The sequence below is a fragment of the Bacillus tuaregi genome (assembly GCF_900104575.1).
Lineage (GTDB): Bacteria > Bacillota > Bacilli > Bacillales > Cytobacillaceae > Bacillus_BD > Bacillus_BD tuaregi.
Genome location: NZ_LT629731.1, coordinates 1379319 through 1393138 on the forward strand (window position 1 = coordinate 1379319; position 13820 = coordinate 1393138).

The following is a 13820-nucleotide window of genomic DNA, read 5'->3' on the forward strand; positions in this document are numbered from 1 at the left end:
GAGATTCGGATATATGCATGATTCTGTTAATTTTTTACTTGAAAATGAGCTAAGGACATGTTAACATCATTAACAATATAATAATTCAAAAAAATAAAATAGCGATAACTTCTTATCCAGAGCGGTGGAGGGACAGGCCCTATGAAACCCGGCAACCATTAAGGCGAATTCTTGCCTTGAACGGTGCTAATTCCTGCAAAGGCAGCAGCCTTTGAAAGATGAGAGGAATGTGTGTTAAACATACGAACCTCTCTTTTAAGCAAAGAGAGGTTTTTTGGATGTTAAGAAGCTATCGCTCGAAAAGGAGCGAACGAAAATGGAAAAAGCAGTATTTGGTGCAAGCGGGTTCTTTAGTCAACAAGCATTTCAGACAGCCTTACGAGGGGTTGAAAAGGTTTCAATCAATCACCCGAGCGGGACAAACTTAGACATAGTGGAAATATGGTTTAATCCATGGAAGGTATCCTACAAAGAGCTATTGGATTTATTTTTCGATCTACATGACCCTACGGCAAAAGAGGGACAGCCTGATGATAATCAATCATTGATTTTCTTCGCTGATCATCATCAGCTTGCATTGGCTAAACAAAAGAAATGTGAGCTGAAGCCGTTTTTTAAAGATCGTATTATTACACAAATTACTCCGTTTTGTGAACACACTCAATTCCATGCAGAGGCATAAAATAACAATTGTACGAAACCACAGAAAAAAACATCAGCTGAGAAATAGGAATTATTCATAATAAAACGGTGTGAAATTCAAGTTTCACACCGTTTTCGTTCGAATTAAAGAGTATTCACCTTTTGAATCAGCTGATCCCATTGTTGAAGGAAGTCCTCTGGTGTTAAGGGAGGACTGTAGAGATATCCCTGTATGTGCGTACACTGTTTCATTTGTAAAATATTCTTTTGTACCTGTGTTTCGACCCCTTCGGCAATGACCTCAAGCTGTAAATGCTGGGCCATCGAAATAATGGTTGAGACTATCGTATGATCCTGTTCATTCTCTGTGAGATCATGGATAAAGGATCGGTCAATTTTCAGACGGTCGATGGGGAGATGCTTTAAGTAATGCAACGAAGAATAACCTGTCCCAAAATCATCAATGGCAATTTTACAGCCTAAATTTTTTAGCTCCTGCATCGTTTTGGAGGCGTGCTCCATATTCATCATCATGCTTTCCGTAATTTCAAGCTCTAAAGCCTCTGGTGGTAATTCCGTTTCAAGCAGAATCCCCTTCACCGTATCGTTCAGGTCCTGTGAATAAAATTGACGTGAGGACAGGTTCACAGCGATGCTTAAGGAGGAGTACCCGAGATTATGCCACTCCTTTAATTGTCTACACGATGTTCGAAGCACCCATTCACCGATGGGAATAATCAGTCCGGTATTTTCTGCCATCGGGATAAATTGGTCAGGTGAAATGGGACCATAGCTTGGATGATCCCAGCGAAGCAATGCTTCCAACCCTTGTATCTTACCAGAAACAATATCTATCTGCGGCTGATAGACGAGACGAAGCTCTTGATTATGCAAGGCATAATACAAATCGTTCTCCAAAACAAGTCGGTCAAGTGCTTTACCATCCATACATGACTTATACATTTTAAACGGAACCTGTTGTTGAGCTGCTTCTGTGAGCGCCATGTTGGCGTGCTTCAAAAGCTCGTCGTTGTCATCCCCATGCTGTGGATACAGTGCACCGCCTATCGTTACGGAAACGTTGAGAAGGAGATGCTTGACCTGCATCGGCTCGTTTATTCTAGCTTGAATCTGACTGCAGGCTGCAGCCAAATCCTTCTCATCTAAAGCAGGGTATAGGAGGGCAAATTCATCACCCGTGAGCCGACCAACAAATACATGTCCTGGAACGTGTTCTTTCAGCCTGTTCGCAACATTTTGGAGAATTAAATCACCAAAGGCATGTCCAAGCGCTTCATTAATTTGCTTGAATCGATTGATATCAATCATTAAGATAGCGAAGGATGGATGCTTGAGCATGACCTGTGCGAGTTTTTCTTTTACATAACGAAGATTTGGCAGCTGGGTTAATTCATCGTGGTATGCCATGTGTTCAATTCTTTCTTTGTCCTCTTTCTGTTTAGAAATATCACGGAATACAATAATCGACCCTGCCACTTTGCCATTTTCAAAGATGGGGCTTGCAACATACGAGACAGGAAATAAACGGCCGTTTTTTCTCAAGAACCAATCCTCTGAAATTCTATATACCTCTCCATTTTGCAGGGGTTTGGTTACAGGACATTCTTCATTCGGAAAGGTGGACCCATCTTTCCGGCGATGAATTAAATCATGAAGGTTTTGATTGCGACAATCTTCCTCTGTCCAGCCAAGCAGCTGCTCGGCCTCTGGATTCATATAGGTCATCAGCCCATTTGTATCCATAACAATCATCCCTTCTCCCATATAAGTGGTTACAGACTGGAGAAAGGCTTCGTTTTGGCGGATTTGATCCTCTGCTTTTTTTTGATTTTCTTTCATTATATTGAAATTTGAAACCAGTTCACCTATTTCATCCTTGCTTGTGGCTTCAATCACATCTTCGGTATAGTCTCCGCGGGCAATGAGCTTTGCCTGATCGGCTACTTGTACAATAGGCTTTGTCAATCTTTTGGAAAACCATAGAATGACAATCACACCAGCAAATAGCGAGATCGCTAGGGTTATTAACAGAATATAAAGAACACGGTCCGCTCCTGCGTTAAAGTCGGGTAAATAGGCTCCAGCACAGACAATCCAATTCCAATGAGGCTCTTTTTCCGCATAAGTAATTTTGGGAACAATCTCATTAGGGTTATTGGGTAAAGGCCATTCATAGGTGGTAAAGCCTCCGCCATTGTTAGCAGCCTTCACAATCTCTCTTGTAGAATAAACACCGTCTGTTGTCTTTACATCCCAGACATTCTTCCCTTCGTAATCAGGGTGTGCGAGTTCAACACCAGTGGAATCTATTATAAAAATAAAGCTTTGCTCTCCCAAGTTCAGGCGTGTATTAATGGGACGCTTTCCGTTTGCAGCCTTATTACCTAATAGGGAAACCTTTACTTGTTCCTGTGCCTCTTCGATTGAAATCCTGCCTGCTTTTACCTGCTTATCCAACGCGCCAATCATTTCGATGGTTAATCGTACATTTGTCTTAAGCGATTGTGCACCTAGGTCATTTAAACTATCTGTGGAGGAATGATAGCCAATAAGTCCAATTAATAGACTTGGTACCGCAAGAAATAGCAGGGACATCACGATTAGTTTTAAGCGTATGGACATGGTCAAATAACCCCTTAATCTATGGTTCATAGTTACTTAAATGAAGCTCTTCCTAAATAGTACAATAGATGGATGAACAATGAAAGTAATTATCAGTTGGAAGAAAATTGTGATAATAGTAATTGCTTCTATACTTAGCAAATGCTTAGCTCTTCATCGCCCTATAGGAGAGGAAAGGGAGGTGGCAACAATGTGTCTATTCCCTTGTCATATTCCATGATATACTAAAAAAACAAACATATATTCTTATTATGCAGTAAGCTGGTGATAGCATGTCAATTGACGTTCATATAGCTGTTCGAACACTTGTGGAGTATGTGTTCAATGGAGGCAGCATTGATTCTCGTTTTCTATCTCAATCTACGTTAGTGGAAGGGACAAGAATCCATCAAAAAATACAAAAAACTTATCAGGATACAGATCAGAAGGAAGTCTATTTGCGGACAGAAATTCCATATGAACAGCTTACATTTGTTATTGATGGCCGATGCGACGGTCTTTTGTTTGATGATAATGAAGTCATAATAGACGAAATCAAGTCCTTTTCTCAGCCGTTAGAATCATTTACAGAGGAAGGCTATCCTGTTCACTGGGCCCAGGCAAAAATGTATGCTTATATGTATGCAAGAGACCATGAACTGGCAGAGATAAACGTTCAATTAACCTATGTTCAGGTGGAATCCGAAGCGAAAAAAGTTCTTAAACGGAGCTTTACTTTTTCAGAATTAGAGAGCTTTGCAGCCGAAATGGTGGAAGGGTATGCACCCTATGCGATACAGATGCAGAATCATCGCCAAAGCCGAAACGAAAGCATTCAAAAGCTGACATTTCCATTTAATAATTATCGAACAGGTCAGCGGAAATTAGCAGGGGCTGCCTATAAAACCATTGTCGAGGAGAAAAGTCTGTTTGCGATGGCGCCTACAGGAATCGGCAAGACCATCTCTACGCTTTTTCCAACTGTAAAGGCAATGGGAGAGGGGCATCTCAATCGACTATTTTATCTCACAGCCAAAACAATCACGCGGACAACCGCAGAGGAAGCCTTCACAAGAATGCGGGCAGATGGTCTTGATTTTCATTCCATTACTATTACGGCTAAGGACAAGATTTGTTTTAAAGAAGAAACAATCTGCCAAAAGGATTATTGTGAGTATGCGAATGGTTACTATGACCGAATTAATGAAGCGATTCTTGATATTTTAGCGAATGAAGACGGAATAACCCGTGATGTTCTGGAGGTTTATGCGCACAAGCATAAGGTTTGCCCGTTTGAGTTCTCGATTGATCTGGCCTATGAGGTAGATGCGATCATCTGTGATTACAATTATATATTCGACCCACGGGTATCGCTAAAACGGCTGATAGAGGATCAAAAGAAGTCTACGGCACTCCTAGTGGATGAGGCGCATAACCTGGTTGACCGAGGACGGGAGATGTTTTCTGCTTCATTAAATAAAAGGACCTTTCTTCAGTTAAAAAAGGAATACAAGGGTACGCCTGTATATCAGTCTGCTTCTGACGTGAACGCCTGGTTTATCCAATTAAGGAAAGAAAGGACAGAACCTACCTCTCTATTAGAAGAACTGGACAGTGATTTGCTGCAGCTGCTTATGGAATTTGTCGAAGCGGCAGCAGATGTTTTGAAAAAGAATAGCTCCCAGATACTCTTAGATGCGTATTTTGAAGTGAAAAACTTTCTTAAGATCGTCGAGCTTCTGGATGATCTTTATGTCATTTACTGTGAGATCGTGAAGTATGATGCTTATCTCAAGCTCTTTTGTATCAACCCTGCGAATTCGCTTCAGAAAATGGGGAAAGGATATCGCAGCAAGGTGTTTTTCTCCGCAACGCTTTCACCGCTCCCGTATTATCAGGATATTCTAGGCGGGAAAGAGGAGGATTATCATCTTATGCTGCCGTCGCCATTCTCAAGGGAGCAGATGGATGTTTTTATTAAACCCTTATCGACCCGTTATCGGGATCGAGAGCATACAAAGGAAGAAATTGTGGCAAACCTATTGTCTTTGCTTCAAAATCGTCCGGGGAATTATTTAGTGTTTTTTCCATCCTATCAGTATTTGCTGAACGTATATGAACAGTTTAAACAAATGGATACAGAGACAGCTACATTGCTGCAATCAATCGGGATGACTGAGGAGGAGAGAGAAGCGTTTTTGCTCAGGTTCCAGCCGAACCAACAGGAAGCCTTGCTGGGATTTGCAGTCCTCGGAGGCATTTTTTCAGAGGGAATCGATTTAATCGGCGACCGTTTAAATGGTGTGGTAGTCGTAGGCGTTGGTTTACCGCAGCTATGCTTTGAAAGAGACCTAATAAAGGATTTTTTTAACAAGCAAGGAAAAAATGGTTATCACTACGCCTATGTCTACCCAGGTATGAACAAGGTACTCCAGGCTGGAGGCCGCTTAATCCGTTCAGAAAATGACCATGGCACCATTGTCCTCATCGATGACCGGTTTCTGCAAAAGCCTTACTACCAGCTCCTTCCACGGGAATGGAGAGACGGGTAAGGGGTAGGCTAGTAATTGTTTTGGTTTTTATTAGGAAAAGTTCAGATTCTAGTCATGATGAACTAACATAAGCTAATAGTGATAGGCTTTGAGAGGTAATAGGAAATGAAACCAGTATAGAATGAGGTGTAGTCGTGAGGAAGGTATGGATGTTCTTACTGCTAGGATTATGGCTTGTCGGGTGTGGAAAGGGTGGAAGTGGGAGCTTGGAAAGTGAGATGAATGCTTCCTTACAGGAAACAAATCCGTTCGTTTTTCAATATGAAGTAAGCAATCGAACAGACAAGGATATCACGCTTGACTTTTCTAGCTCGCAGCGGTTTGATTACTCAGTGAAGAATGATCAAGGAGAACAAATCTATCTTTTTTCCAGTGTGACGATGTTCATGGCGGTACTAGGAGAGGAAACGATCAAGCAGGGAGAAACATTAAGCTACGAAATCAATCTACAGGAATTGGATTTGAAAGAGGGGAATTATTCATTATCGGTCTGGTTGACACCAACAGAGGGTGAAGCCTATCAAGTGACGAAGGAAGTAACTGTGAAATAGAAGGGTGGACATGGGGTGAATCCTGTGTCCTTTTTTGGTTTGATAGCTCTCTTAGAAACGAATGAATCATCGAACTGGAAAAATTTGTTTTCCAATCTATTCCTGTTAAGAAGTATAATAGGTTTGTAGCTTAATATAGGAGATATAAAAAATTGGAAAAACAAAATAATTCGTACAGGTGGATTGTTTTTAGTTCTGTATTACTTGCGTATTTTTTAATTGTGAGTCAAAGAACAGCGCCTGGTTTGATTACCGATCAGGTTATGAAAGATTTTCAAATTTCTGCTGCTGTTGTGGGATTAATCACCAGCATTCAATTTGTAGCCTATTCCGGCCTGCAGATTCCTGTTGGTCTTTTGTCTGACCGTTTTGGGCCCAACCGCTTTTTGATTATCGGAACATTATTAAATGGCATAGGGACCATCCTCTATAGCCTGGCAACCCATGAATCTATTTTACTCTTTTCCAGATTATTAGTTGGAGTCGGAGATGCTACGATATGGGTGAATGTGGTGTTAATCTTAAATCAATGGTTTAAGGGTGGGGAATTTACGAGATTACTTGGATTAGCGGGTGTGGCTGGAAGTCTTGGCTCGCTTTTAGCCACGGTTCCTTTTTCATCGCTTATCACCCTTGCTGGCTGGAGACCTGTATTTTTATCAACCGGGATTGTCTTATGCTTTATTTCCGGGCTGCTTTATTTTGTCCTGGAAAAAAAAGCAAAGCAAAACGGCAAAAAGGATTTAACAGCGCTTGTTCGACAACCACAAAAGCATGAAAAAACATCGACAATACTAAAACGAGTGCTGTCAAGCAGACAGGCATGGGCAACCTTTTTCTGTCACTTTGGTGTAGTCGGTACATATGTTGGATTTATCGGTTCATGGGGAGTCCCTTATGGGATGAATGTACTGGAGGTCAGCCGCTCTGCCGCCAGTCAGTTAATGATGTACGGGTTAATTGGGGCCATTGCGGGATCCTTACTAATTAGTCAATTTACCAGTAGACTAGGATCAGTCAAACGTTCCTATCTCGCTATTCAAATCATGATTTTCCTCAGCTGGGTCACTTTATTTGTGATTGAGAAGCCGCCATTCATGCTCGCTATCTTCCTTTTGTTTTTGATTGGCTTCGGGCATGGGGGCGGTCCGTTAACGTTTGCCATTGTCCGCAGCACCTTTCCGCAGAAGGAAGTAGGTGTGGTGACTGGATTTGCCAACACTGGAGGGTTTATCAGTGCGGTATTATTACCATTTTTCTTTGGGCAAGTGCTTGATATGTTCCAGCTGGCTCCCGTTGAAGTGGGTTACCACTATGGATTACTGATCCCTGTCATTTTCACTCTAATCGGTCTTATCGGTGGTATGCTGATAAAAGAACAGCAAAAGAGTACGAAGCCATTGGCAAAATCAAGCGAGATTATCTAAAAAAACAGCGTATAGAGCATGAAACTGCTTTATACGCTGTTTTTTTCTGAATGAACCAAAACAGGCTGTTTCTTTGGCAGGTTTAATAGGGTAATCGCTCCTAACACAAGCAGTATTCCTACTATGGCTAACAGTGTAGGTACCTCTTGATAGAGAAATATACCGAATAGGGTGGCCGCAACTGGTTCACAGGATGATAAAATCGCCGCACGGCCTGTATCTACATACTTCATTCCCCATGTAAATAAAATATAGGGTGCTACACTGGCGATAACGGCATGCAAGAGTAGAAAGGATCCAAAGTAGAAGGGTGATTCTTGTAAGGCAAGATTGATCGGTCCAAAATCAGTAAATAGCGCACCGCCTAAGCTGGCAAATAGAAAGCTGTATACGTTAATAGTCAGTGACTCATAGCCTTTATTCATTGCGAATCGTGAAAAAATACTATATAACGCATAACCAAAGCTTGCAGCAATCCCCAAAATGAGACCGGCTAGGGAGAATGTGATGGCATTTTCAAATAGGCCACTGACCAGCATACAGCCAATGATAGCCAATGTGACGGCTATTAATTTGATGGGTGTCATCTTTTCTCGAAAAAGGATGGCTGATAGCAGTAGCACAAAGATAGGTGCTGTACAAAGTAAAGTAGCAGCTAATGATAGTGTGACCAAACTAATCGTCTGATTGTAGAGATAATTAAAAAGCAGCATGCTGACAATGCCTGTGCCGACAAAGAGCCAGCTGTCCTTTAGTTTTATTTTTAATAACTCTCTTTTATAAAATAGAACCCCAATAAACGTGATAATAAACGCTCCCAGCATTCTTGTTTCGACAATCGACATCGCATTTAATCCATAGCCTTCCAGTGCCCTGACAAAAAGTCCTACCGAGCCCCACATGCATCCTGCAATGACAATGACAAATGGAGCCAAATTTTTCAACATCATTTCTGTCCTCTCCTCTGACTAATTTGTTCAGCAAATATGACTACTAGATGTATTTCATAAATAGTCAAAATCTGATTAATTGAAATATTCTATATAATTATTAGGAATCCTGTATTTTTTACGCTCAAAAAACCCGGGATTCCTGAAAAGTGGGTAAATGCTAAGGGGAATTGGCTGTTTATCGCTAATGTAACAGAAGGAAGATTTCTACCATAGTAGATGAAAAAGGCTAAGGTTCATTTAAGCCAGATAAGGGCTGGTAGGTTGTAATAGTGATGCAGTTTTGGATGAAACAGGTTTACGAAGCTAGTATATTCAAGAAATTTCTTAAAGGTTCTTTAAGAAAAGTCATTATAGTCGTTATCCTTCATTTCGATTATTTTGGAAATAGAGGGAGCCTTAGTGATTCGAGAAGATGACGATGTTCCTAAATCATATAGACTACTTGGAGGGGATATTATGGCAAGAGTAATGCGACTAGGTCGAGTGGAGCTCAAAGTACTAGACTTGGAACAATCAGTAGAATACTATACGAAAATTATTGGTTTGGAAGAAACCGGTCGATATGGTGATAGTGTATATTTAAAGGCATGGGATGAATATGACCATCATAGCTTAATTTTAACAAAATCCAACACAGCAGGAATTGCCCACTTTGCCTTTAAAGTGGAGTCATTAGATGACTTAGCCTACTACGAAAAGAAAATTGAACAGTTTGGCTGTAAAACCTCCCGCATCTCTAACGGAACAAGACTTGCAGAAGGGGAAGCAGTACACTTTATTTTGCCAACGGGCCATCATTGTGAGCTATATTATGAAATGGAATTCCTTGGGACTGCTGTCGGAACCTTGAATCCACATCCATGGCCGTTAGGAAAGCAAGGGATTGCTCCGCATCGGTTGGATCATTGCCTATTAACAGGAGATGATTTGAAAACGGTCACAAGATTCTTTGTGGAAGCGTTAAATTTCAGACAGAGTGAAAGAATCACTTCGATTGATGGGGAAGAGCTATTAGGCTCCTTCTTATTTACAACGAATAAGGCCCATGATATAGCTTTTGTAAAAGGACCGGATGAAAAGCTTCACCATGCTGCTTTCTTTGTTGATTCTCTTCATGAGGTATTTAAAGCAGCGGACCTTTTAGCTATGTATGAGGTTCCGTTTGAGGTAACCCCAACAAGGCACGGCATCACAAGGGGAGAAACGATTTATTTCTTTGATCCTTCAGGAAATCGGAATGAAGCCTTTGCGAGTGGCTATATCACTTATACAGATTTCCCTACACTTACCTGGACAGAAGATAAAATTGGACAAGGGATTTTCTATCACCGTAGAGAATTAGTAGAATCCTTTATGAAGGCATTAACTTAATAAAAGAGGAGAAATGAAAGGAGGTATTCTATGTTTAATGTAAAGCTTTATGCACGTGGGCAGGAATTTAATTATGCCTGTTCAACTGCTGTCACGCCATTACAGGCCGCACGTGATCAGTTTATTCCGATTCCAACCGGCTGTCGGCGTGGAGGCTGTGGACTGTGCAAGGTTAAAGTCATGGAAGGAAAATTCAACCAAGAAATGGTTCGCTCTCATGAAGCGTTGTCAGATGCAGAATTAGCTAACGGGTATGCACTAGCCTGTTGTATGGTGCCAGAGAGTGACTTAAACATGATTATGGCAGAGGAATATGTGAAACAAGAAAAAGTAGAATCATAGTTTCCTCTGATTTCAAAAGGATAGAATAAAAGGCATAACTAGTAGATTTAACTAGTTATGCCTTTTATTTCTGTTTAGAGTGGTGACGTAGCTGAATTCACCTGCTTGCGATAAGAGGTGCTTGTATCACTTCGTGCTGTAGAATTTTTTGTAGATGCTGTTTAATGAGTTTACTATTTTTCTGATTTTCTCTCCGATAAATAATGGAAAAGCGGGTGTCAAATTGGAAATCCTTGATGTGTACGATCGAAAGCTGGCCGCTCTCGATTTCTTTTTTTACATCCGGATAACTTAAAACGGCAAATAAGCCTTTCCCACTCATGACAGCACTTTTTATGGTTTCAATATCACTGATTTCTATAATGTTTTTGAGGAAGGATAATCCTCCTTGGGCTAATTTGGCACGTTTCTTGGCATGCGGAGCCATCAAAAACGTATGCGGTTCCAAATCTTTTTTTACAACCCTTTTATTGCCTGCAAACGGATGTCCCGGTGAACAAATGATCACTAAGGGAATCGAAAAAATAATATCATGATCTAATTGTTTAGTTTGGTAGACTTGTGTAATCATGCGGGTGGATACTAAACCAAATTGTAAAGATTCCTTTTCAACCTGCGTACAGGTATCAAACGAAGGAGACGGGGTAAAGTTTATATCTAATGAAGTAAAGGATTGTGTTTTCTTTAATGATTGATTCAATAGACTATAGATGACATGTGTTACACCAATCGATACAGATTGTGCAGTCTGTTTTAATCGGGTTAGTCTTTCTTCTAAGCTTTGATTAAGATGTTCGATTTCTAGAGCATATTTATAAACCTCTAAACCAGAAGCTGTTAGCTTTATGTTTCTTCCAGAACGTTCGGTCAATTTAACCCCAAAATGACGTTCAATTTCTCGAATATGGCCACTGACTGCCGCTGGACTTGTCAGCATCTCCTTTGCCGTCTCTGAGATGCTCTCTAACTCTACTACCCTGCAAAAAACAGATAAGTTGTAAAAATTCACTCTATCACCTCAAAGATATTTTTATGAAAATATTGAATTTTTAGATAATTCTTAAACGAAATATTCGACATAAAAGAGTTTTGTCCTTCAATGTTTTTGCAAATATAATAAAACTTTACTCATTCTTCTAGTAATTTGTAATGAGCGAGGATATTTTGTAGTTAAATTTGTCAGGATAAAGTCAGTTGTGTTCAAGTTTTTTCCACATTATACCAATATATATCTTAAAATATCAGAACTTTAAGAATTTTCTTAAAGGTATATTAAGAAAAATCGGTATAGTAGATGTAAGCGTTTTGATTTATGATTTTTATAGAAGTTGATGACTGGCATATTTAGATTATAATCGATTAAATTAATAGAAAATTGAAAATATTGTCTAAGCTATGCAGGTTTCCATCACGTAAGTTGACTTCTCAAAAAAAGAAAAGGGAGAGATTATCATGGTAGAAAAGCAAATGACAGAACAAAAAACGAAATATGGAAAGTATATTGCCCAAATCGGTTGGGGGCCTGAATCAAGAAATCTAACAAGAGAAGAAGTAATTGAAAAAAGAATTACTCCTCCGCTAATTGGTGATGCTTTCAACTTGCCAACAGCGACGCATCATATTGAGTCATGGGTAATCCCTGAACCAAAGGCCTTTAGTGCCATGAGTCCTAGGGGAGGAATCCATAAGCACTTAGACTGCAGACCGCCAGGGATGTTTGCTGAAGATGATGAAACATCTATGCTGGATAATTCACCACATTATCACACTTATGATGAAGTATATCTCTTTACCGGAACAAATCCATACGACAACAGAGATTTAGGCGGGGAAGTTGAGCTTTGGTTAGGACTTGGTGACCAAGCTGAAAAGTTTACCTTTGATAAACCAACAATGGTTCATGTACCGGCAGGACTTGTTCATGGTCCATTAGTTTTTCGTAGGGTAGATGACCCTGCCCGTCCGATTAACTGGGTAGTATTCTATGATTCTCCAGTGCTTAGCAATGTTCACGTTCGCATGCTACCTCCAGGTTTTAAACAATTAGATGAAGAATAATAGGAAAGTATCCTTATTCAAAAGTAGGAGAATGCTTAACTGCATTTTTCTCCTACTTCTAATGAAAGAAAGGTGGTAAAAATGAGTAACTATAAATCTGATCTTCATAATCCGGATCTTAAGAATCCAGCATTAGAATTTGAAGAGCTGCGTTCGAAATGCCCTGTTTCACATACTGATGGTTTTGGTGGAGGCTGGAACATTAGCAGACATGAAGATATTGTCAAAACAACACTAGATCCTGGAACGTTTTCCAATGCTGGTGCGATTAGATATCCACATATGCCACGGTTCCCTTTTGAAGCAGATCCCCCCCTTCATACGCCATACAGAAAAGTCATGCAAGAGTTTTTTACCGCCAAGAAAATGATAACCTTCGCAGATAAAGTAAGACCAATTGCCATCGAGCTGCTAGAGCCTATTGTGAATAGAGGCTATGGGGATATTGCAAAAGAAGTGCATTATCCGATGCCAGTCCGTGGCATCATCGCATTTCTTAATCTGCCTGACAAGGATTGGCCGCGTATTATGCATTGGGCTGAAGAGCTTTACTATAGTGCGGCCGAAGGGGATTTTGCCAGACGGAACGCTGCTGCAGAAGAACTAGAAGAATATTGTCGAGCGGCAGTCGCTGACAGACGTGAAAATATGCTAGATCCAAAAGAGGATTTGCTCAGTAAAATGCTACATAGTAGCATGGAAGATGACAGCGGAACTGTTACTGAGAACTTAATTGTCGGAACATTGCATTTATTATTAACAGCAGGACATGAATCGACTACAAGCTCGTTAGGAATCATTGTTAATTATTTAGCCACCCATCCAGAGGACCGGAAGAGGTTGCAGGAAGAACCGGAGTTGATTCCTAATGCGATTGAGGAAATATTACGATATGAATCACCCGTACAATTTCATCCGAGATATGTAACAAAGGATACGGTGATACAGGGACAAGAAATTAAAGCAGGAGAAAAGGTATTTTTACAATGGGGCTCAGGAAATCGAGATGAAGAAGTATTTCCGGATGCAGATCAATGTATCATCGATCGTGATACGAAGAAAAGTCTTGTTTTTGGTTCTGGGATTCATAAATGTATTGGTGCCCCTATTGCCAGAACACAACTGAGGGTTGTCATAGAGGAACTGTTAAAGAGAACAGGCTCATTCCAGTTAAATGGAGAGATTCAAAGAATCGGTTATACCCGATATGGAGTTAGTTCCTTGCCAATCTTATTTGATAAATAATATTTGTGCTGGAAGAGAAGGTAAGAGTTTAAGAGAATTTAATGATCTTTGGGGGGT

The 13820-nt window shown here is 40.4% G+C and carries 11 protein-coding genes and 1 riboswitch; of the genes, 8 read left to right on the forward strand and 3 right to left on the reverse strand.

What is annotated here, in order from left to right:
• The first annotated feature begins 109 nt into the window (after positions 1 to 109).
• Positions 110 to 225, forward strand: a riboswitch (SAM riboswitch).
• Positions 226 to 316: 91 nt separating this feature from the next.
• Entirely contained in the window at positions 317 to 682 is a 366-nt protein-coding gene (locus BQ5321_RS08820) for a peptide-methionine (S)-S-oxide reductase (protein WP_139187775.1), read from the forward strand.
• 104 nt (positions 683 to 786) lie between these two features.
• Here BQ5321_RS08820 and BQ5321_RS08825 read toward each other — a convergent pair whose 3' ends face one another.
• Complete coding sequence (locus BQ5321_RS08825) at positions 787 to 3285, reverse strand: EAL domain-containing protein (protein ID WP_071394145.1); 2499 nt, start codon at positions 3283 to 3285, stop codon at positions 787 to 789.
• A gap of 272 nt (positions 3286 to 3557) precedes the next feature.
• Between BQ5321_RS08825 and BQ5321_RS08830 the strand changes: the two genes are divergently transcribed.
• From BQ5321_RS08830 to BQ5321_RS08840, 3 genes are all read left to right on the forward strand, one after another.
• Positions 3558 to 5816: an ATP-dependent DNA helicase gene (locus BQ5321_RS08830; protein ID WP_071394146.1), complete on the forward strand. Its 2259-nt coding sequence runs from the start codon at positions 3558 to 3560 to the stop codon at positions 5814 to 5816.
• Positions 5817 to 5950: 134 nt separating this feature from the next.
• Positions 5951 to 6367, forward strand: coding sequence for a BsuPI-related putative proteinase inhibitor (locus BQ5321_RS08835; protein WP_139187776.1), 417 nt, complete (start codon positions 5951 to 5953; stop codon positions 6365 to 6367).
• Between the two features lie 152 nt (positions 6368 to 6519).
• Positions 6520 to 7794 carry an MFS transporter gene (locus tag BQ5321_RS08840; RefSeq protein WP_071394148.1) on the forward strand — a complete coding sequence of 425 codons (1275 nt, stop codon included), beginning with the start codon at positions 6520 to 6522 and terminating at the stop codon, positions 7792 to 7794.
• 29 nt (positions 7795 to 7823) lie between these two features.
• On the opposite strand, the gene BQ5321_RS08845 is transcribed toward BQ5321_RS08840, so the two are convergent.
• Positions 7824 to 8744 (reverse strand): DMT family transporter, encoded by a 921-nt coding sequence (locus BQ5321_RS08845; RefSeq protein WP_084786707.1) that lies wholly within the window; start codon positions 8742 to 8744, stop codon positions 7824 to 7826.
• A 459-nt stretch (positions 8745 to 9203) separates the two neighbouring features.
• On the opposite strand from BQ5321_RS08845, the gene BQ5321_RS08850 reads away from it, so the two are divergent.
• Together BQ5321_RS08850 and BQ5321_RS08855 are read left to right on the forward strand one after the other, a co-directional pair.
• Entirely contained in the window at positions 9204 to 10118 is a 915-nt protein-coding gene (locus BQ5321_RS08850; RefSeq protein ID WP_071394149.1) for a catechol 2,3-dioxygenase, read from the forward strand.
• Positions 10119 to 10148: 30 nt separating this feature from the next.
• The gene (locus BQ5321_RS08855; RefSeq protein ID WP_071394150.1) at positions 10149 to 10460 is read left to right on the forward strand and encodes a 2Fe-2S iron-sulfur cluster-binding protein; all 312 of its coding nucleotides are present in this window, start codon (positions 10149 to 10151) and stop codon (positions 10458 to 10460) included.
• 97 nt (positions 10461 to 10557) lie between these two features.
• Here the strand turns inward: BQ5321_RS08855 and BQ5321_RS08860 are convergent, their stop codons facing one another.
• A complete protein-coding gene (locus BQ5321_RS08860) occupies positions 10558 to 11469 on the reverse strand; it encodes a LysR family transcriptional regulator (RefSeq protein WP_071394151.1) in 912 nt (303 codons plus the stop codon).
• A gap of 443 nt (positions 11470 to 11912) precedes the next feature.
• On the opposite strand from BQ5321_RS08860, the gene BQ5321_RS08865 reads away from it, so the two are divergent.
• Positions 11913 to 12518: a hypothetical protein gene (locus BQ5321_RS08865; RefSeq protein ID WP_071394152.1), complete on the forward strand. Its 606-nt coding sequence runs from the start codon at positions 11913 to 11915 to the stop codon at positions 12516 to 12518.
• An 81-nt stretch (positions 12519 to 12599) separates the two neighbouring features.
• A complete protein-coding gene (locus BQ5321_RS08870; RefSeq protein WP_071394153.1) occupies positions 12600 to 13763 on the forward strand; it encodes a cytochrome P450 in 1164 nt (387 codons plus the stop codon).
• Positions 13764 to 13820 lie beyond the last annotated feature (57 nt).

Coding starts and splice junctions, on each gene's coding strand:
- BQ5321_RS08820 (WP_139187775.1), top strand. CDS start 317: ATGGAAAAAGCAGTATTTGGTGCAAGCGGGTTCTTTAGTCAACAAGCA.
- BQ5321_RS08825 (WP_071394145.1), bottom strand. CDS start 3,285: ATGTCCATACGCTTAAAACTAATCGTGATGTCCCTGCTATTTCTTGCG.
- BQ5321_RS08830 (WP_071394146.1), top strand. CDS start 3,558: ATGTCAATTGACGTTCATATAGCTGTTCGAACACTTGTGGAGTATGTG.
- BQ5321_RS08845 (WP_084786707.1), bottom strand. CDS start 8,744: ATGATGTTGAAAAATTTGGCTCCATTTGTCATTGTCATTGCAGGATGC.
- BQ5321_RS08850 (WP_071394149.1), top strand. CDS start 9,204: ATGGCAAGAGTAATGCGACTAGGTCGAGTGGAGCTCAAAGTACTAGAC.
- BQ5321_RS08855 (WP_071394150.1), top strand. CDS start 10,149: ATGTTTAATGTAAAGCTTTATGCACGTGGGCAGGAATTTAATTATGCC.
- BQ5321_RS08865 (WP_071394152.1), top strand. CDS start 11,913: ATGGTAGAAAAGCAAATGACAGAACAAAAAACGAAATATGGAAAGTAT.
- BQ5321_RS08870 (WP_071394153.1), top strand. CDS start 12,600: ATGAGTAACTATAAATCTGATCTTCATAATCCGGATCTTAAGAATCCA.